The 18,432-nt window shown below is 67.5% G+C and carries 18 protein-coding genes; 5 read left to right on the top strand and 13 right to left on the bottom strand.

Annotation, left to right across the window (positions count from 1 at the left end):
• Positions 1-97 precede the first annotated feature (97 nt).
• Positions 98-1,084, bottom strand: coding sequence for a quinone oxidoreductase family protein (locus IG196_RS05205; protein ID WP_192195293.1), 987 nt, complete (start codon positions 1,082-1,084; stop codon positions 98-100).
• A 110-nt stretch (positions 1,085-1,194) separates the two neighbouring features.
• Between IG196_RS05205 and IG196_RS05200 the strand changes: the two genes are divergently transcribed.
• Positions 1,195-2,106: a DMT family transporter gene (locus tag IG196_RS05200; RefSeq protein ID WP_192195292.1), complete on the top strand. Its 912-nt coding sequence runs from the start codon at positions 1,195-1,197 to the stop codon at positions 2,104-2,106.
• Positions 2,107-2,125: 19 nt separating this feature from the next.
• Here the strand turns inward: IG196_RS05200 and IG196_RS05195 are convergent, their stop codons facing one another.
• From IG196_RS05195 to IG196_RS05145, 11 genes are all read right to left on the bottom strand, one after another.
• Complete coding sequence (locus tag IG196_RS05195) at positions 2,126-2,917, bottom strand: SDR family oxidoreductase (RefSeq protein ID WP_192195291.1); 792 nt, start codon at positions 2,915-2,917, stop codon at positions 2,126-2,128.
• Between the two features lie 43 nt (positions 2,918-2,960).
• Positions 2,961-3,914 (bottom strand): DMT family transporter, encoded by a 954-nt coding sequence (locus tag IG196_RS05190; protein WP_192195290.1) that lies wholly within the window; start codon positions 3,912-3,914, stop codon positions 2,961-2,963.
• A 21-nt stretch (positions 3,915-3,935) separates the two neighbouring features.
• Positions 3,936-5,549: a gamma-glutamyltransferase family protein gene (locus IG196_RS05185; protein ID WP_225616931.1), complete on the bottom strand. Its 1,614-nt coding sequence runs from the start codon at positions 5,547-5,549 to the stop codon at positions 3,936-3,938.
• A gap of 16 nt (positions 5,550-5,565) precedes the next feature.
• Positions 5,566-6,549 carry a Bug family tripartite tricarboxylate transporter substrate binding protein gene (locus IG196_RS05180; protein WP_412556369.1) on the bottom strand — a complete coding sequence of 328 codons (984 nt, stop codon included), beginning with the start codon at positions 6,547-6,549 and terminating at the stop codon, positions 5,566-5,568.
• Between the two features lie 193 nt (positions 6,550-6,742).
• Positions 6,743-8,254 carry a tripartite tricarboxylate transporter permease gene (locus IG196_RS05175; RefSeq protein WP_192195288.1) on the bottom strand — a complete coding sequence of 504 codons (1,512 nt, stop codon included), beginning with the start codon at positions 8,252-8,254 and terminating at the stop codon, positions 6,743-6,745.
• 19 nt (positions 8,255-8,273) lie between these two features.
• Positions 8,274-8,762, bottom strand: coding sequence for a tripartite tricarboxylate transporter TctB family protein (locus IG196_RS05170; RefSeq protein WP_192195287.1), 489 nt, complete (start codon positions 8,760-8,762; stop codon positions 8,274-8,276).
• Positions 8,763-8,897: 135 nt separating this feature from the next.
• Positions 8,898-10,685 (bottom strand): GspE/PulE family protein, encoded by a 1,788-nt coding sequence (locus tag IG196_RS05165; RefSeq protein ID WP_192195286.1) that lies wholly within the window; start codon positions 10,683-10,685, stop codon positions 8,898-8,900.
• Between the two features lie 10 nt (positions 10,686-10,695).
• Positions 10,696-11,481, bottom strand: a complete 786-nt coding sequence (locus IG196_RS05160) for a spermidine synthase (protein WP_139700088.1) — start codon at positions 11,479-11,481, stop codon at positions 10,696-10,698.
• Entirely contained in the window at positions 11,481-12,026 is a 546-nt protein-coding gene (locus tag IG196_RS05155; protein WP_192195285.1) for a DNA-deoxyinosine glycosylase, read from the bottom strand. Before IG196_RS05155 ends, IG196_RS05160 begins: the two co-directional genes overlap by 1 nt.
• Positions 12,027-12,133: 107 nt before the next feature.
• Entirely contained in the window at positions 12,134-12,631 is a 498-nt protein-coding gene (locus tag IG196_RS05150) for a hypothetical protein (RefSeq protein ID WP_192195284.1), read from the bottom strand.
• 131 nt (positions 12,632-12,762) lie between these two features.
• Positions 12,763-13,623, bottom strand: coding sequence for a TatD family hydrolase (locus IG196_RS05145; RefSeq protein ID WP_192195283.1), 861 nt, complete (start codon positions 13,621-13,623; stop codon positions 12,763-12,765).
• A gap of 88 nt (positions 13,624-13,711) precedes the next feature.
• Here IG196_RS05145 and IG196_RS05140 point away from each other — a divergent pair, with 88 nt between their 5' ends.
• From IG196_RS05140 to IG196_RS05125, 4 genes are read left to right on the top strand one after another with little or no spacing between them, the layout of a single operon-like run.
• Complete coding sequence (locus tag IG196_RS05140; protein WP_192195282.1) at positions 13,712-14,713, top strand: S1C family serine protease; 1,002 nt, start codon at positions 13,712-13,714, stop codon at positions 14,711-14,713.
• A gap of 24 nt (positions 14,714-14,737) precedes the next feature.
• Complete coding sequence (locus IG196_RS05135; RefSeq protein WP_101493136.1) at positions 14,738-15,763, top strand: AAA family ATPase; 1,026 nt, start codon at positions 14,738-14,740, stop codon at positions 15,761-15,763.
• Entirely contained in the window at positions 15,744-16,739 is a 996-nt protein-coding gene (locus IG196_RS05130; protein WP_192195281.1) for a DUF58 domain-containing protein, read from the top strand. Before IG196_RS05135 ends, IG196_RS05130 begins: the two co-directional genes overlap by 20 nt.
• Positions 16,736-17,773, top strand: coding sequence for a VWA domain-containing protein (locus tag IG196_RS05125; protein WP_101493134.1), 1,038 nt, complete (start codon positions 16,736-16,738; stop codon positions 17,771-17,773). Before IG196_RS05130 ends, IG196_RS05125 begins: the two co-directional genes overlap by 4 nt.
• On the opposite strand, the gene IG196_RS05120 is transcribed toward IG196_RS05125, so the two are convergent.
• Entirely contained in the window at positions 17,757-18,392 is a 636-nt protein-coding gene (locus IG196_RS05120) for a TetR/AcrR family transcriptional regulator (RefSeq protein WP_192195280.1), read from the bottom strand. The two genes, IG196_RS05125 and IG196_RS05120, sit on opposite strands and share 17 nt — an antisense overlap.
• Between the last annotated feature and the right edge of the window lie 40 nt (positions 18,393-18,432).

Below are 18,432 nucleotides of genomic sequence, written 5' to 3'. Positions count from 1 at the left end.
ACGGGACAAGTGCAGGCTACAAATTGCGCCCGCCACAAGTCGAAGGTGTGACACCCCACCGCGCGTAGGACATCACCCGTCGGCCCGCCGCTTCGCCTCAGAGCGTGAGGATCGTGCAGCCCGTGGTCTTGCGCGCCTCGAGGTCGCGGTGCGCCTGCTGCACGTCGGCCAGGGCGTAGCGCTGGTCGATGGGGATCTTCACCGCGCCGCTTTGCACCACGGCGAACAGGTCGTCGGCCATCGCCTGCGTGCTTTCACGCGTAGCGATGTGCGTGAACAGCGTCGGACGCGTCACGTAGAGCGAGCCCTTCGAGGCCAGCAGCCCGAGGTTGATCGGCGGCACCGGGCCCGAGCCGTTGCCGAAGATCGCCAGCAGGCCGAAGGGACGCAGGCTGTCGACGGAGCCTTCGAAGGTGTCCTTGCCCACCGAGTCGTACACCACCTTCACGCCCTTGCCGCCGGTGATCTCCTTCACGCGCGCCGCGAAGTTCTCGGTGCTGTAGTTGATGGCGTGCGCCGCGCCGTGCGCCAGCGCGAGCTTGCACTTGGCGTCGCTGCCGGCCGTGCCGATGAGCTGCAGGCCGAGCGCCTTGGCCCACTGGCAGGCGATGAGGCCAACGCCGCCGGCCGCCGCATGGAACAGCGCGAAGTCGCCGGGCTGCAGGCCCTCGGCGGGCAGCGTCTTCTTCAGCAGGTACTGCGCGGTGAGGCCCTTGAGCATCATGGCCGCGCCGGTCTCGAAGGAGATGTCGTCGGGCAGCTTGCACACGCACTTGGCGGGCATCACGCGCAGCTCGCAATACGCGCCCGGCGGCTGGCTCGCGTAGGCGGCGCGGTCGCCGGCCTTCAGGTGCGTCACGCCCTCGCCCACCGCCTCGACGATGCCCGAGGCTTCCATGCCCAGCTGCAGCGGCATCTGGAACGGGTACAGGCCCGTGCGCTGGTAGGTGTCGATGAAGTTCAGGCCCACGGCCTTGTGGCGGATGCGGATCTCGCCGGGGCCGGGCTCGCCCACCTCGACCTCGACGACCTTCAGTTCCTCGGGACCGCCATGGCGGTCGATACGGACGGCTTTGCTCAACATCGTTGCTGTCTCCACGCAGGGGGAAAAAAGAATGGGACGGGCATCGTGCCACGTTTGCTCTTTCCGCGACGGGCCATGGACACTGCGCGGGCCCGGTAGAGTCGGCGGCCATGTCTTCCGCATCGCACCACCGCATCACGCCCCTCACCGCCCTTCTGCTCACCGTGCCGCCGCTGCTGTGGGCCGGCAATGCCGTGGTCGGCCGGCTGGTGCGCGCGCTGGTGTCGCCGCTGACGCTGAACTTCGTGCGCTGGGTGATCGCGTTCGTGCTGCTGCTGCCATTGGCAGCGTGGGTGCTGCGACGGAGCAGCCCGCTGTGGGCGCACTGGAAGCGCTACGCGCTGCTGGGCCTGCTGGGCATCGGCCTGTACAACGCTTTTCAATACCTGGCGCTGCAGACCTCCACGCCGATCAACGTCACGCTGGTGGGCTCGAGCCTGCCGCTGTGGATGCTGGCCGTGGGCACGCTGTGCTTCGGCGCGCGCGCCAGTCGGCGCACGGTGGGCGGCGCGCTGCTGTCGATGCTCGGCGTGCTGCTGGTGCTCAGCCGCGGCGAATGGCAGCAACTGCTGGCGCTGCGACTGGTGCCGGGCGACCTGTACATGATCGTGGGCACCATCGTCTGGGCCTTCTACAGCTGGCTGCTGGCACACACGAACGAGCCTGCCAATGTGCGCGCAGACTGGGCTGCCTTCCTGATGGCGCAGCTGGTGTTCGGCCTCGCATGGTCGGGCGCGCTGGCCGCCGGCGAATGGACGCTGACCGACGCCCACATCGACCTGGGCTGGCCGCTCATTGCGGCGATGCTGTTCATCGGTATCGGCCCCGCCGTGCTGGCCTACCGCTGCTGGGGCACCGGCGTGCAACGCGCGGGGCCGCAGGCAGCGAGCATCTTCATGAACCTCACGCCGCTGTTCGCGGCCGTGCTGTCGGCGGCCTTCCTCGGCGAGGCACCGCACTGGTACCACGGCGCCGCCTTCGTGCTGATCGTCGGCGGGATCGTGGTGTCGTCGCGGCGCTGAACGCGCGCCGCTGCGTCGGTCAGTAGGTGCCGGGGTAAGCGCCGCCGTCGGCCAGCACGTTCTGGCCCGTCATGTAGCCGGCCTGCATGCTGCACAGGAACGCGCAGATCGCACCGAACTCCGCCGGGTTGCCGAAGCGCTTGGCCGGAATGTTCTTCTTGCGCGCTTCCCACACGGTGTCGAAATCCTGGCCCGACTTCTGCGCCGCGCCAGCCATCGTGCCCTTGAGGCGGTCGGTCTCGAAGGAGCCCGGCAGCAGGTTGTTGATGGTCACGCCCTGCGCCGCGATGGGCGTGCGCGCCACGCCGGCCACGAAGCCCGTGAGGCCGCTGCGCGCACCGTTCGACAGGCCCAGGATGTCGATCGGCGACTTCACCGAACTCGACGTGATGTTGACGATGCGACCGAAGCCGCGTTTCGCCATGCCGTCCACCGTGGCCTTGATGAGTTCGATGGGCGTGAGCATGTTGGCGTCGACCGCCTTGATCCACGCCTCGCGGTCCCAGTTGCGGAAGTCGCCGGGCGGCGGGCCGCCGGCGTTGGTGACGACGATGTCAAAGTCGTGGCCCAGCGCGAACACGGCCGCGCGGCCGGCTTCGGTGGTGATGTCGGCCGCCACGTGCTTGACGAACGGACCCGACGGCCCTGCCGCTGCCACCAGCTGCTTGGCCGCGGCGTCGAGCGCCTCGGCGCCGCGCGCCACGATCACCACGTTGACGCCCTCGCGCACCAGCGCCTCGGCGCAGCCGTAGCCCAACCCCTTGCTCGCGCCGCACACCAGCGCGGTCTTGCCTGCAATGCCCAGATCCATGTGTTTGCTCCAGTCGATCGATCGATTGATCGTGCAGGGGCGGCTAACGCCCCTTGCGTGTGAAAACGAAGATGCCCGCGATGACGAGCACCGTGCCGGCCGCGATCCACGCGGTGAACGGCTCACCCAATATGACCACCCCCATGAGGATGGTGGACAGGGGCCCGATCATGCCGGTTTGCGCCGCAATGGCGGGGCCGATGCGCTCGATGGCCATCATCACCATGAGGACAGGCACAGCGGTGCAGAGCGTGGCGTTGAGCACCGACAGCCAGATCACCTCGGGCGCCACTGCCATCGCCGCGCTCATGGGCCGCGTGAGCACGAACTGCAGGATGCACAGCAGGCAGGCCACGGTGGTCGCCAGCCCCACGAGCCGCAGCGAGCCCAGCCGCTTGACGAACTCGCCGCTGTACACAAGGTAGCCCGCGTAGCTCACCGCGCTGAGGAACACGAGGAACGCGCCCCACGCGGCCGCGCCGCCGCCCTTGCCGTCGCCGCCGGTCCACAGCTCGTGGCCGAACACCAGCAGCACGCCGGCGTAGCTCACGACCATGCCGAACACCTGCGGGCGCGTCGGGCGGCGCCGGTACAGCAGCCAGCCGAAGAACAGTACCAGCGTGGGGTTGAGGTACAGGATCAGCCGTTCGAAGCTGGCCGAGATGTAGGCCAGTCCGGCAAAGTCGAGAAAGCTCGCGAGGTAGTAGCCCGAGAAACCGAGCCCCAAAATGCCGAGCCAGTCGCGCGTCGTAAGTGCGGGCTTGCCGCGGCCAGCCCACCACGCCATCAGCGCGAACAGCGGCAGCGCAAAGAGCATGCGCAGCATGATGAGCGTGATGGCGTCGACGCCGTAGCGGTACGCCAGCTTGACGATGATTGCCTTGCCGCTGAAGGCGATGGCGCCCAGCGTGGCAAGGACGAGGCCGGTGGCGTAGCCCTTGCGGGCGGCCTCGTGTGCGTGCGGGGGAATGCCGGCCGATGCGGCTGCTTTGTTCATCCCCCGATCATCCCTTGATCCTCAGTAGCCTGCAGCGAGGCCGTCGCGGCGCGGATCGCTTGCAGCGACATAGCCTTCGACCGACGGCTCGCCCGCACGCCAGATGAACTGGCCGGCGCCGAAGTCCTGGTAGGAGTCGTTGATCACCTCGAGGTGATGGCCCAGGTCGCGCAGCCCTTGCAACGTGTTGGCATTCATCGCAGCCTCGACGTTGATCTCGAGCCCCGCGTTGAAGCGCCAGCGCGGTGCGTCGCACGCGGCCTGCGGGTTCTGGCCGTAGTCGAGCATGCGCACCAGCGTCTGCATGTGGCCTTGGGGCTGCATGTTGCCGCCCATCACGCCGAAGCTCATCACCGGTTGGCCGTCCTTGGTGAGGAAGGCCGGGATGATGGTGTGGAACGGGCGCTTGCCCGGTGCCACCACGTTCGGGCTCTCGGCCTTGAGGCTGAAGCCGTGGCCGCGGTTCTGCAGGCTGATGCCGAAGTCGGGTTCGACGCAGCCCGAGCCGAAGCCCATGTAGTTGCTCTGGATGAAGCTCACCATCATGCCGCTCTCGTCCGCCGCGGTGAGGTAGATGGTGCCGCCCTTGACCGGGTTGCCGGCCTTGAAGTCCTGCGCCTTGTTCACGTCGATGAGTCTCGCACGCGAAGCCAGGTACGCGTCATCGAGCATTTGCGCGGGGGTCACCGTCATCGACGATGGCTCCGACACGTAGCGGTACACATCGGCGAAGGCCAGCTTCATGGCCTCGATCTGCAGGTGCTGCGACTGCACGGAGTCGACCGGCAGCGACGCGATGTCGAACTTCTCGAGGATGCCCAGCGCGATCAGCGCCGCGATGCCCTGGCCGTTCGGCGGGATCTCGTGCAGCGTGTGGCCGCGGTAGTCGCGCGAGATGGGCTTGACCCACTCGGGCTGGTAGGCCGCCATGTCGGCCACGGTGAGCGCGCCGCCCTGTTCCTGCGAGAACTTGGCGATCGCTTCGGCGATCTCGCCGTTGTAGTAGGCCTCGCCCTTGGTGCGGGCGATGGCCTTGAGCGCGCGGGCCGCCGCGGTGAAGCGGAACAGCTCGCCGATCTCGGGCGCGCGGCCCCAGGGCAGGAAGGCCTGGGCAAAGCCGGGCTGCGACTTCAGCAGCGGCGTGGCCGCCGCCCACTTGCCCTGCACCACCGGCGGCACGAGGTAGCCGCGCTCGGCGATGTCGATGGCGGGCGCCATCAGGTCGGCGAAAGGCAGCTTGCCGAAACGATCGCTCATCGCGACCCAGCCGCGCACCGCACCCGGCACCGTGACCGAGTCGATGCCGCGCATCGGCGGCGTGGCGGCGTCGGCGCCGTACTTGGCCTTGAAGTATTCGGGCGTCCAGGCCTTCGGCGCGGGGCCCGAGGCGTTGAGGCCGTGCAGTTCCTTGCCGTCCCACAGGATGCAGAAGGCGTCGCTGCCCAGGCCGTTGCTCACGGGCTCGACCAGCGTCATCACGGCGGCCGTGGCAATGGCCGCATCGACCGCGTTGCCGCCCTGTTGCAGGATGCGCAGGCCGGCCTGCGCGGCCAGCGGGTGCGACGTGGCGACCACGTTGCGCGCAAACACCGGCAGGCGGGTGGAGAGGTAGGGGTTGTTGAAGTCGAAGTTCATGTCGGCGTGCTCTCGTTTATTCATTCGTGATCTTGCGATCGACGACGATTTTTTTCCACTTGGCGGCGTCAACGGCCACCATCTTTGCGAACTGCTCGGGCGTGCCCGCGTCCGCCGGCTCGATGCCCAGGCGCGCGAGCTTGTCCTTCAGCTCGGGGTCGGCCAGCGCTTCGTTGGCGGCCTTGTTCACGCGCGCCACGATGTCGGCCGGCAGCCCCTTCGGACCGTAGAAGCCGAACCAGGTGTTCGACTCGAAGCCCGGCAGCGTGTCGGCGACGGGCGGCAGCTCGGGCGCGAGCGGGCTGCGCTTGAGCGATGTGACGCCCAGTGCGCGCAGCCGGCCGTCGCGCACGTGCGGCATGCCGGTGGGCAGCGAATCGAACAGCACGTCGACCTTGCCGCTGATGAGGTCGGGCACCGCGAGCGCCGTGCCGCGGTAGGGAATGTGCGTGACGAACACGCCGGCCTGCGCCTTGAAGAGCTCCGCCGTGAGCTGCACGATGGTGCCGTTGCCGCTCGATGCGTAGTTGAGCTTGCCGGGGTTCTTCTTGGCGTGGTCGATCCACTCGCGCACCGTCTTGGCGGGCGTGTTGACCGGCACCAGCATGATGCTCGGCGCATCGCCCACGTGGGCGATGGGCGCGAAGTCGCGCACCGTGTCGTAGGGCAGCCGGGCCGTGATGGCCGGGCCGATGGCGTGCGTGCTCGTGGTCGCGAGCAGCAGCGTGTAGCCGTCGGGCGGCGCCTTGGCCGCGAGGTCGGAGCCGATGGCACCGCCCGCGCCGGGCTTGTTGTCGATGATCAGCTGGGTGCCGAGCTTCTCGCTCATCTTCTGGCCCAGCGTGCGGGCGAAGAGGTCGGTGGCGCCGGCCGCCGGGAACGGAACGATCAACCGGATCGGACGGTTCGGATAGGTCTGCTGGGCCAGGGCAGGCACCGCGGCCAGCACCAGCGCGGCCGCGGCGAGCGCGATACGGGTGGTTCGTTTCATGGAATTCATTGTGTCCGAGGTGGTGTGTCGAGGGCGCGCCTTGTCCGACGTGGCCGCAGGATTGGACACGCGGGGCATTGAAAAGGGAAATGGATTTATCGGATAGATATATGAATCCAGCGCATCAATCGTGCCACTGCGAAGCCCCAACGAAAAACGGCGCCCGAAGGCGCCGTTTGTGCAGTCAGGCAAAAGCCGTCGATCACTCTTCGACGAAGGCCTCTTCGCGCTTGGACTTCACTGCGGGCAGCAGCACGATGATCAGCAGCAGCGCTGCAGCGATCAGCAGGCCGGCCGAGATCGGACGCGTGACGAACACGCTCCAGTCGCCACGCGACAGCAGCAGCGAACGGCGCAGGTTCTCTTCCATCATCGGGCCCAGGATGAAGCCCAGCAGCAAGGGTGCGGGTTCGCAGCCGAGCTTGAAGAAGGTGTAGCCGATGAAGCCGAACGCACCCACCATCCAGATGTCCCAGGTGTTGTTGTTGGTCGAGTACACGCCGATCGCGCAGAACAGCACGATCGCCGGGAACAGGAACTTGTAGGGCACCGACAGCAGCTTGATCCACAGGCCGATGAGCGGCAGGTTCAGGATCACCAGCATCGCGTTGCCGATCCACATCGAGGCGATCAGGCCCCAGAACAGCTCGGGGTTGCTGGTCATGACCTGCGGACCCGGCTGGATGTTGTGGATCGTCATGGCACCGACCATCAGCGCCATCACGGCGTTGGGCGGAATGCCCAGCGTCAGCAGCGGAATGAAGGAGGTCTGCGCGCCGGCGTTGTTGGCGGCTTCAGGCGCGGCCACGCCGCGGATGTTGCCCTTGCCGAAGGGCACTTCACCCGGATGCAGCTTGGTCTTCTTCTCGATGGTGTAGGCCGCAAAGGCCGACAGCAGCGCACCGCCACCGGGCAGGATGCCCAGCGACGAACCCAGCGCCGTACCACGCAGCACGGCGGGCAGCATGCGCTTGAAGTCTTCCTTGGTCGGGAACAAGCCCGAGACCTTGGCGGTGAAGACTTCGCGCTCTTCGTCCGGACGCGACAGGTTGGCAATGATTTCGCCGTAACCGAACACGCCCATGGCGATGGCCACGAAGCCGATGCCGTCGGTGAGTTCAGGCACGTCGAAGCTGAAGCGCGCGACACCCGAGTTCACGTCGGTACCGACCAGGCCCAGCAGCAGGCCCAGCACGATCATCGCGATCGCCTTGAGCAGCGAACCCGAAGCCAGCACCACGGCGCCGATCAGGCCCAGGATCATCAGCGAGAAGTATTCGGCGGGGCCGAACTTGAAGGCCAGCTCGGTCAGCGGCGGTGCGAAGGCAGCAAGAATGAGCGTGCCGACGCAACCCGCGAAGAACGAGCCCAGGCCCGCAGCGGCGAGCGCCGGACCTGCACGGCCCTTGCGCGCCATCTGGTAGCCGTCGATCACGGTCACCACCGACGACGATTCGCCTGGCAGGTTCACCAGAATCGCGGTGGTCGAGCCACCGTATTGCGCGCCGTAGTAAATACCGGCCAGCATGATCAGCGCCGACACGGGCGGCAGCGCGTACGTGGCAGGCAGCAGCATCGCGATGGTCGCGACCGGGCCGATGCCCGGCAGCACGCCGATCAGCGTGCCCAGAATACAACCGGCCAGGCAGTACAGCAGGTTGGTGAAGGTGAAGGCAACGCCAAAACCCAGCGAGAGGTGTTCAAACAGTTCCATGGTGTGAGCAGCTTTCTTCTCAACCGGTGATGAAGGTCGGCCAGACCTGGATCTGGAGCTTCAACGCCCAGATGAACGCGACGTAGCTGCCGACGGCCAGAACGGTGGCCAGGATCAGCACGGTGGGCAGCTTGAACTCATGGCCCGCCAGGCTCGAGATGATCACGAGCGCGTAGATGGCGATGATCATGCCCATGGCCGGCACGCCGAGGCTCGGCAGGCCGCCCAGCAGCACGCCGAAGGCGAGGTTGGCGCCCAGGATGAACACGACCTGCTTCCAGGCCCACTTGCCGATTTTTTCGCCGTCGGTCGTTTCAACGGTGAGCCCGCTGAACATGATGCCCAGGCCGATGAAGGCCATCAGGATGCCGAGCATCAGCGGGAAGTAACCCGGACCCATGCGAGCACCGCTGCCCACGCTGTAGGTGGTGGCGCCCCATGCGAACGCCACGCCCACGACGGTGAACATCAGTCCCGAGAAAAAGTCTTTCTGACTTTTGATTTTCACGAACAGTCTCCTCGAACAATTTCGATGCGGGATTGTCGAGTCAGCCTCCGGTCAGGCTGATGTGGATTCCACTAACCGGAGGACTAGGGATAACCCGAAATGACTCATGCCCCGTCGCGCGGGGGGCACGTGTTTCTACTCGAGCGGGGGCGTGGCGCTGAGCACTTCTTCGATGGTCGTCACGCCCTCGGCCACGCGCAGCGCGCCGGCCAATCGCAGCGGCCGCATGCCGTCGATCACGGCCTGGCGCCGCAGGCCCGTGAGGTTGGGCTCCTTGGTGACCTTGTCCTTGAACGGCTCGGTCACGCTCAGCAGTTCGTACAAACCCATGCGGCCCATGTAGCCGGTCATGCGGCAATCGACGCACCCGACCGGCTTGTAGGCACGCACCGGGCCGGTGATCTGCCACGGCTTGACGATGGCCTCCAGGCTCTCGCGCGTGACCGCGTCGTCAGGCTGCTTGCAATGCGGGCACAGCGTGCGCACCAGACGCTGCGCGAGCACGCCCAGCATCACGGCGGTGATGAGGTACGAGGGCACGCCCAGCTCCATCATCCGCGTGATGGCGCTCGGCGCGTCGTTGGTGTGCAGCGTGCTGAACACGAGGTGGCCTGTGAGCGCGGCCTGCACCGCCATCTCGGCGGTGGCGAGGTCGCGGATTTCGCCGACCATGATGATGTCCGGGTCCTGCCGCATCAGCGCGCGCAGGCCCTCGGTGAAGCCGAAGTCGAGCTGCGGCTGCACCTGCGTCTGGTTGAACGAGGGCTCGATCATTTCGATCGGGTCTTCGACCGTGCTCACGTTGACCTCTTCGGTCGCCACGCGCTTGAGCGTGGAGTACAGCGTGGTGGTCTTGCCCGAGCCCGTGGGCCCGGTCACCAGGATGATGCCGTTGGGCCGCGTGACCAGCTGTTCCCAGCGCTGCGCGTCGTGCTGCGCAAAGCCCAGCGCGTCGAGGTCTTTCACCGCGGTGTCGGGGTCGAAGATCCGCATCACCATCTTCTCGCCGAAGGCGGTCGGCAAGGTGGACAAACGCATTTCGACTTCGTCGCCGCGCATGTTGCGGGTCTTGATGCGGCCGTCGAGCGGGCGGCGCTTTTCGACCACGTCCATGCGGCCCAGCAGCTTGATGCGCGCGACCATCGCGTTCATCACGCCCATGGGCATCTGGTAGGCCGGGTGCAGGATGCCGTCGATGCGAAAGCGGATCACGCCTTGTTCCCGGCGCGGCTCCAGGTGGATGTCGCTGGCGCGCTGGTCGAAGGCGTACTGCCACAGCCAGTCGACCACCTGCACCACGCTCTGGTCATTCGCGTCGAGCTGCTTGGTGCTCTTGCCGAGTTCGACCAGCTGCTCGAAGCTCGCACCGCCGGTGTTGCCGCCGGCCTTCTGCGCGGCGCGCACCGACTTGGCGAGCGCAAAGAATTCGGCCGTGTAGCGCTGGATGTCCGACGGGTTGGCCACCACGCGGCGCACAGTGCGCTTCGACTGGCGCTCGACCTCGGCGATCCAGTCGGTGAGAAAGGGCTCGGCCGTGGCCACCACCACCTCGTTCGGCAGCACCTGCACGGGCAGCACCTTGTGGCGCTCGGCATACCCGGCGCTCATGGTGTCGGCCACCTTGCCCACGTCGACCTTGAGCGGATCGATGCGCAGGTAGCTCAGGCCGGCGCGGCCGGCGAGCCATTGCGTGAGCGCTTCGAGGTCGAGCGGCTTGCCGTCGGCCTCGCGCGTCATGGCGACATTGGCCAGGCGCACCAGCGGCGCCTGACGGCTCTCGGCCTGGGCGCAGCGCGCGATGGTGCGCTTGGCCTCCATCGGCGAGATCACGCCGTCGGTGGCGAGCCATTCGATCAGGCGACGCAGGTCGAGCGGACCTTCGTGGCGGGCAGCAGCGGAGGCGGCGGCGGGTACAGCGCTCATGAACCGGAAATCAGGTGGTGAGGGAAAGCGTCATCGGCTTGAACACCCGCAGCCACTTGGGCGCGGGCAGGCCCCAGCGAGTCTGGATGGTTTGGGCGCGCTCGGCAAGCACCTCGCGCTTCGGGCGCGACGGCGTGCGCTGGGCCAGCACCACCGTGTTGCCTTCGCGCGTCGGCTTGAAGGCCCACACGGCATCGGCACCGAAGGCGGCGGCGATTTTCTCGAGGCTGCGCTCGTAGCTCGACGAGCGGCCGAACAGGTTGACCGTCATGCAGCCGTCTTCGGTGAGCAGCGCGCGGCAGTCGGCATAGAAGTCTTCGCTGTCGAGCACCGGCGCGGCGGCCTCGTGGTCGTACAGGTCGACCTGCAGCGCGTCGACCGTGCCCTGCCATTCGGGCTTGCGAATTTCCTCGGCCGCATCGGCGATCACCACGCGCAGCTTCAGGTCGTCGGCCGGCAGCTTGAACCAGCCGCGGCAGGCCGACACCACCTGCGGGTTCAGCTCGACCGCGGTGGTGCGCATGCGCAGCGTCTTGCGGCTGAACTTGGTGAGCGTGGCCGCGCCCAGGCCGAGCTGCATCGCGTGGCGGTTGCCCACGCCTTTGCTGTCGACGAACAGCAGCCAGGCCATCATGCGTTGCACGTACTCGAGCTCGATCTCGAACGGCGCGTCGAGCTTCATCGACCCCTGGACCCATTCGGTGCCCAGGTGCAGGTAGCGGATGTCGCCCCAGTCGGAAAAATTGACTTCGGGGAGGACGAGGGTTTTCTTGGAAGCAGCGGAAGAGGAAGCCATCAGAGAAGGTGGTGAGCAACGAAGACCTCGCGCCAGGCCGCGAGCTTGCGCTCGAAGGACCATGACGCGTTGGCGGGGCTGGTGGATGGCAGCGAATAGACCGGCACCCCGAGGGTGCGCGTGTGGCGTGCGTGCTTGAAGCTCTCGCCGCCGTTGTGGGCGATGGCCGCGAGCTTCGGCAGCTGCAGGCCGGCGATGTCGTTCACGACCGGCGAGCGGATCGCCGTGTCGAGGCTGCCCTCGCGCTCGCAGGCGCCGTACACGTCCCACACGCCGAGGCCGCGATCGAGCAGCCACGCGCAGCGCGCGCGGTAGCTGTCCGCGCCCGTCGGAAGCGCAGGGTCGGGCCAGAGGGCTTGCAAGATCTTCCAGAACTGATTTTGGGGATGCGCATAGTACTGCTGCTGCACGAGCGACTTGACGCCCGGGAAGCTGCCGAGAATGAGCACACGTGTGTTCGACGAGACGAGGGGTGCGAGGCCGGTCAGCGCCGTGCCGCCGGCGGCGGCAGCAACGGTCGGAGACGGGGCGGCGGTCGGTTTCATGGGCGGTATCTTGGCATTGCCGCGCAGGCGCCTTGAACGCCCATGAAAAAACCCGCCGAAGCGGGTTCTTTCTTGAAGCACGGGGCCGAAGCCCCGGTGCGTGGAAGTTACGGCTTCTTGGCCGCGTCGTGCTCGGCCGTGCCCGGCACCTTCTCGCCGATCGCCTTGCCGGTGCTGCGCATGCCGTCGGCCGTCTTGTGGCCGGCGTTTTCAACAGCGTCGCCGGTCTTCACGGCGGCCTTCTTGGTGGCGGTGGTGGCCTTCTTGGTGGTGTTCTTGGTCGCGTTCCAAGCCTTCTTGGTGCCGCGCTCGGTGGCGGTGGCTGCCTTCTTGGTGCCGCTCTTGGTGGCATCCCAGGCCTTCTCGGCGCCGCTCTCGGTGGCGTTCACGGCCTTCTTGGTCGTGCTCTTGGTGGCGTCCCAGGCCTTCTCGGTACCGCGTGCGGTCGCATCGACGGCGTCCTTGCCGGCTTCCTTCACCTTCTCGGTGGTCGTCGGCTCGGCCGTGGCGGGTGCCGCGGTGGTCTGCGCGACGGCCGACATACCGATGGAGGCCAGCGCCAGTGCGAGCGTGACAGGCAGGGTACGAACAAAAGATGTGGTCATGAAAGACTCCTTTTTTGAGTGAACTAGCGGAGTGACGACAGTGCCACTGGACAACCAACGTCACTTCGAACTTCAAGGATGACAGCAAAAACGGCCCGATAACCTGCGCTGGCGCAACTCGGGACCTTGACCTACGCGGCGGGCGGACGCCCCTCCGACACGCTCAGCAGACTTTGGAGCTTCGGCAGGGCTGCGACGGCATTTCGCGTGGTGTTTTCAGCCAGCGACGCGATGTCGATGCCCCGCAACTGCGCGACCACTTCGGCGATGCGCGGCAGCTCGCCGGGCTCGTTGCGGCCCTGCGCTTGCCCAGCATCGCGCTGCGCCTGCGTGCGGTAGAGCCAGTGCGGCTGGATGTCGGGCGCGTCGGTTTCCATCACCAGCGCGTCCATCGGCAAGGTGGCCGCGAGGCGGCGCAACTGCAGCGCGCGCTCGAAGGTCACGGCGCCGCCGAAACCCAGCTTGAGCCCGATCTCGATGCAGGCCTGCGCCTGCTGCTCGCTGCCGTTGAACGCGTGGGCGATGCCGTGCCACGGCCGCCCGCCCCCCGTCTGCCGCAAGTGCTTGAGCACCTTGTCGACCGAGCGCCGCACATGGATGAGCACGGGCAGCCCATGCTTGCGCGCCAGTTGCAACTGAGTGTGAAAGAAGCGTTCCTGTTTGTCCGCATCCAAGCCTTCGACGAAGTAGTCGAGCCCGATCTCGCCGACCGCCACCAGGCGCGGATCGTCGCGGCGTGCGTGCAGTTCGGCATCGAGCGTCTGCAGGTCGGCATCGCTCGCCTCGCCCGTGCACAGCGGGTGGATGCCCAGCGCGTAGGCGTCGCCTTGCGTGTGGGCCAGCTCGCGCACGGTGGCGAAATTGAAGGCCGCCACCGCCGGAATGACGCACAGCACCACGCCCTGCGCAGCGGCGCGGGCGCGAATCGTTGGCATCTCCGCACCGAATTCGGGCGCATCGAGGTGACAGTGGGTATCGACAAACGCAGCCATCGCGCCATGATGCCCGAAGGGATGCACAGGCGCGGAAAGCGTGCTACTGTGAACTCCTTCACGCGTCTTTTTTGCCGGAGGTGCTCCGATGCGCAGGCCCGCTTTCTACAGCCGCTCGCCCCGCACGCTGCCGCCGGCCGCAGAACCGGCGGCCGGGTCGCCGGCGGATGCCGCGGCTGTGGCCGACGCGGACACCGTGCAAATCACCCCACCACCTCGCGCACGCTGGCAACCCGGGCGCCGCGCCTTCGCACTGCTCACCGTCTCCTGCATCGCCATCGCCGCCGGCGGCGCCTTCTGGGCACCGCACCACGGCGCCAAGGCGCTCACGCAGAAAGACATCGACGCCGCCGTGCTGCGCACGCTGCAGACCAACACCCTGCCCTCGCCCGCTGCCAGGGCCGCCGACATCGTGCGGCCCTCGGTGGTGCGCGTGGTCGGCTATGGCCCCGAGAAGGCCACGCCCGAGGCCAAGACCCAGAAGCGTGGCCGCAACATGGCCAAGGGCAAGGCGCCCGAGGCGCCCGCCGACGGCGGCACGCCGGGCGAGGTTGAGCGCGGCGTGGGCACGGGCGTGGTGATCGTCGACAAGGGCGTGATCCTCACCAACCTGCACGTGGTCGCCGGCGCTGAGAAGATCAAGGTCACCTTCGCCGACGGCCTCGAAGCCATCGCCGTCATCACCGGCGTGCAGCCCGAGAACGACCTCGCGGTGCTGCAGGCGCAGAAGATTCCCGACGACCTGATTCCCGCCGTGATGCGCTCCACCGCCGACCTGCGCTCCGGCGACCAGGTGGCGGCTGTGGGCTTTCCGTTCGGCATCGGGCCTTCGGTGTCGGCCGGCGTGGTGTCGGGCCTGAAGCGCTCCTTCCGTTCGCCCGAAGGCAAGCAGGAGCTGGGTAACCTGATCCAGTTCGACGCCGCCGCCAACCCCGGCAACTCGGGCGGGCCGCTCATCAACATGGACGGCGAGGTGCTCGGCATCGTCACCGCCATCCTCAACCCGACGCAGCAGCGCACCTTCATCGGCATCGGCTTCGCCGTGCCGATCGAGAACGCCGCCTCTGCGGCCGGCTCGCCGCCTTTCTGATTTCTTCGAAAGAAAGCCCTTCGCATGAGCACAGAAAACCCGACCTCCTCGACCTTTTCCACAGCGCCCGCCACCGCCGAGCTGATGGAGCAGATCCTCTACGAGGTGAAGCGCGTGGTCGTGGGGCAAGACCGCTTTCTCGAGCGCGTGATGGTCGCGATGCTCGCGGGCGGCCACCTGCTGGTCGAGGGCGTGCCGGGGCTGGCCAAGACACTCACCATCAAGACGCTGGCCGACACCGTGCGCGGCCAGTTCAAACGCATCCAGTTCACGCCCGACCTGGTGCCGGCCGACCTCGTGGGCACGCGCATCTACAACCAGAAGACGGGCGAGTTCAGCACCTCGCTGGGCCCGGTGTTCGCCAACCTGCTGCTGGCCGACGAAATCAACCGCGCGCCGGCCAAGGTGCAGAGCGCGCTGCTCGAAGTGATGCAGGAGCGCCAGGTCACCATCGCCGGCGAAACGCACAAGGTGCCGCGCCCCTTCCTCGTGATGGCCACGCAGAACCCCATCGAAACCGAAGGCACCTACCCGCTGCCCGAAGCGCAGGTCGACCGCTTCATGATGAAGGTGATGGTCGACTACCCGAGCGACGAAGAAGAGTTCGTGATCGTGCAGCGCGTGATCGGCCCGCCCGTCTCGGCCACGCCGGTCGCCACCACCGACCAGCTGGCCGAGTTGCAGGCCGAGGCGCGGCGCGTGTACGTCGACCCCTCACTGATCCAGTACGCCGTGAAGCTGGTGTCGGCCACGCGCACGCCCGAGAAGCACGGCCTGAAAGACCTGCGCCGCTTCATCACCTTCGGCGCCAGCCCGCGCGCGAGCATCAGCCTCACCGAAGGCGCGCGCGCCCTGGCACTGCTGCGCGGCCGCAGCTACGCGCTGCCCGAAGACATGAGCGCGCTGGTGCCCGACGTGCTGCGCCACCGCGTGACGCTGTCCTACGAAGGCCTGTCTGAAGGGCTCACGCCCGACGGGCTGATCGAGAAGATCATGAAGGCCGTCCCTGCTCCCCCTAAGCCCCTCGAACATGAAAAGCTGGTGGCGTAAGGCCCCCGAGGCCGCGAACGACGACCGGCTCGCACTCGAAGCCGGCGGGGCCGAACGCGCACTGCGCCGGCTCGAATGGACCGTGATCCGCCGCCTCGACGGCCTGCTGCAGGGCGACTACCGCACGCTGATGCGCGGCAGCGGCCTCGACCTGGCCGACCTGCGCGAGTACCAGCACCACGACGACGTGCGCCACATCGACTGGAACGTCACCGCGCGGCTGCAGACGCCGCACGTGCGCGTGTTCACCGAAGACCGCGAGATGTCCGCCTGGTTCGTGCTCGACCTGAGCCGCTCAGTCGACTTCGGCTCGGGCCTGAAGGCCAAGCGCGAGATCTCGGCCGGCTTCGTCGGCGTGCTCGCGCGCTTGCTCACGCGGCATGGCAACCGGGTCGGTGCGCTGGTCTACGGCCGCGACCTCGAGGCCGTGATTCCGCCGCGCACCGGCCGCCGCCATGTGCTGCACCTGCTGCACGCGATGGAAAGGCGCGCGAACCAGGCCGAGGCTGCCCCCACGCAGAAAGGCATGACGCGCCTGGCCGACCTGCTGACCTCCGCCGCCTCGCTCATGCCGCGCCGCTCGACCGTGTTCGTGGTGTCCGACTTTCTCAGCGAGCCCGGCTGGGAGCGCCCGCTGGGCCAGCTGGTGCAGCGGCATGAAGTGATTGCCGTGCGCCTGTTCGATCCGCTCGAACTCGAGCTGCCCGACCTCGGCCTGGTGCCGCTGCGCGATGCCGAAACCGGCGAGCAGCTGTGGGTCGACACCCATGACGCGGGGTTCCGCAAACGCTTCGCGCGGCTGGCCGCCGAGCGCGAAACCATCCTGCGCACCACGCTGGCCCGGGCCGGCGTCGACGCCCTCGAACTCTCGACCAATGACGATCTGGTCGAAGCCATCGTGCGATTCGCGGACCTGCGCAAGCGCCGGGTTCGCGGCGTCGCAGCGGGTGGCGGGAAGGCGGTGGTGGCGGCATGACATTTCTCTGGCCTCAATTCCTCTGGCTGCTGGCGGCCTTGCCGCTGCTGGTGCTGCTCTATGTCTGGCTGATCCGCCGCAAGAAGAAGATGGCAGTGCGCTACGCCAGCCTGTCGATCGTGCGCGAGGCCATGGGCCCGGGCCAGAGCCTGCGGCGCCACATTCCGCCGCTGCTGTTCCTGGTGGCGATGGCCGCGATGCTCGTGGCGGCGGCGCGGCCGATGGCGGTGGTGGTGCTGCCGTCGAACCAGCAGACCATCATCCTGGCGATGGACGTGTCGGGCAGCATGCGCGCGGCCGACGTGCTGCCCAACCGGCTGGTGGCGGCGCAGGAGGCGGCCAAGAGCTTCATCAAGGACCTGCCGCGCCATGTGAAGGTGGGCATCGTCGCCTTCGCGGGCAGCGCGCAGGTGGCGCAGTTGCCCACCACCAACCACGACGATCTCGTGACGGCCATCGACAGCTTTCAGCTGCAGCGCGCCACGGCCACGGGCAACGCCATCGTGGTGTCGCTGGCCACGCTGTTCCCCGACGCGGGCATCGACATCTCGCAGTTCAGCGCGCCGAGCCGCCAACGCGGCATTCCGATCGACCAGAACGAGAAGCAGCTCAAGGAGTTCACGCCCGTGGCACCCGGCTCGTTCACCTCGGCCGCCATCATCATGCTGACCGACGGCCAGCGCACCACCGGCGTCGACCCGCTCGACGCTGCCAAGGCCGCGGCCGACCGCGGCGTGCGCATCTACACGGTGGGCGTGGGCACGGTCGACGGCGAAACCATCGGCTTCGAAGGCTGGTCGATGCGCGTGCGGCTCGACGAAGAAACCCTCAAGGCCATCGCCAACAAGACCAGCGCCGAATACTTCTACGCCGGCACCGCAAGCGACCTGAAGAAGGTCTACGAAACGCTGAGCTCCAAGCTCACCGTCGAGAAGAAGGAGACCGAGGTGTCGGCGCTGTTCGCGCTGGCCGCCGCGGTGCTCACGCTGCTGTCGGCGGGGCTGTCGCTGCTCTGGTTCAACCGGATTCTTTAGCGCTCTCTGAGGGGGCAGCGGGCGGCATCTTCACCGCCCCCACCCCGCCCAAGAACAGGTCGGCCACGATCGGCGCGATGGCCGCGTGGTCGAGCCGGCCGCCGGGCTTCATCCAGGTGAACATCCAGTTGATCATGCCGAACAGCAGCATGGTCAGCGGCTTGGCGAGTTCGTCGCTCGGCGCGCCGGGGCGCAGCGCCGACACGGCGCGCGCGAAGCCCGCGACCACGGCGCGCTCCTGGTCGAGCACGCGCTCTCGGTCTTCGTCTGCGAGAAAGCGCACGTCGTCGGTGAGCACGCGGTGCGCGTCCTGCGCGCCGGCGTACTCCTCGACGATGCGGTAGATGAAGCGGCGCAGCCGCTCCTCGTCGGTGTGCGGGTTGGCCTCTTCCTCGGCCACCAGCGCCGCCAGCTTCGAGACGTGCGTCTCGGCGATGCTGATGAGCAAGCTGCTCTTGTCCTTGTAGTAGTGGTAGAGCGTGGCCTTCGAGAGGTTGCAGGCCTCGGCGACCTGGTTCATCGAGGTCGCGGGGTAGCCACGGCGGGCGAACAGCTGGGCGGCCTGCGCAAGGATCAGTTCGCGCTGGTCGTCGTAGGTGGCGGATCTTCCACGCGGCATCGGGTCTTCTTCCTGGGTTATCTGTCGGTTGCTGGCATGC

This window comes from Variovorax sp. 38R, from assembly GCF_014843395.1.
Classification (GTDB): domain Bacteria; phylum Pseudomonadota; class Gammaproteobacteria; order Burkholderiales; family Burkholderiaceae_C; genus Variovorax; species Variovorax paradoxus_H.
The sequence above is the reverse complement of the archived record's forward strand: the minus strand, read 5'-3'. Positions and strand labels throughout refer to the sequence as shown.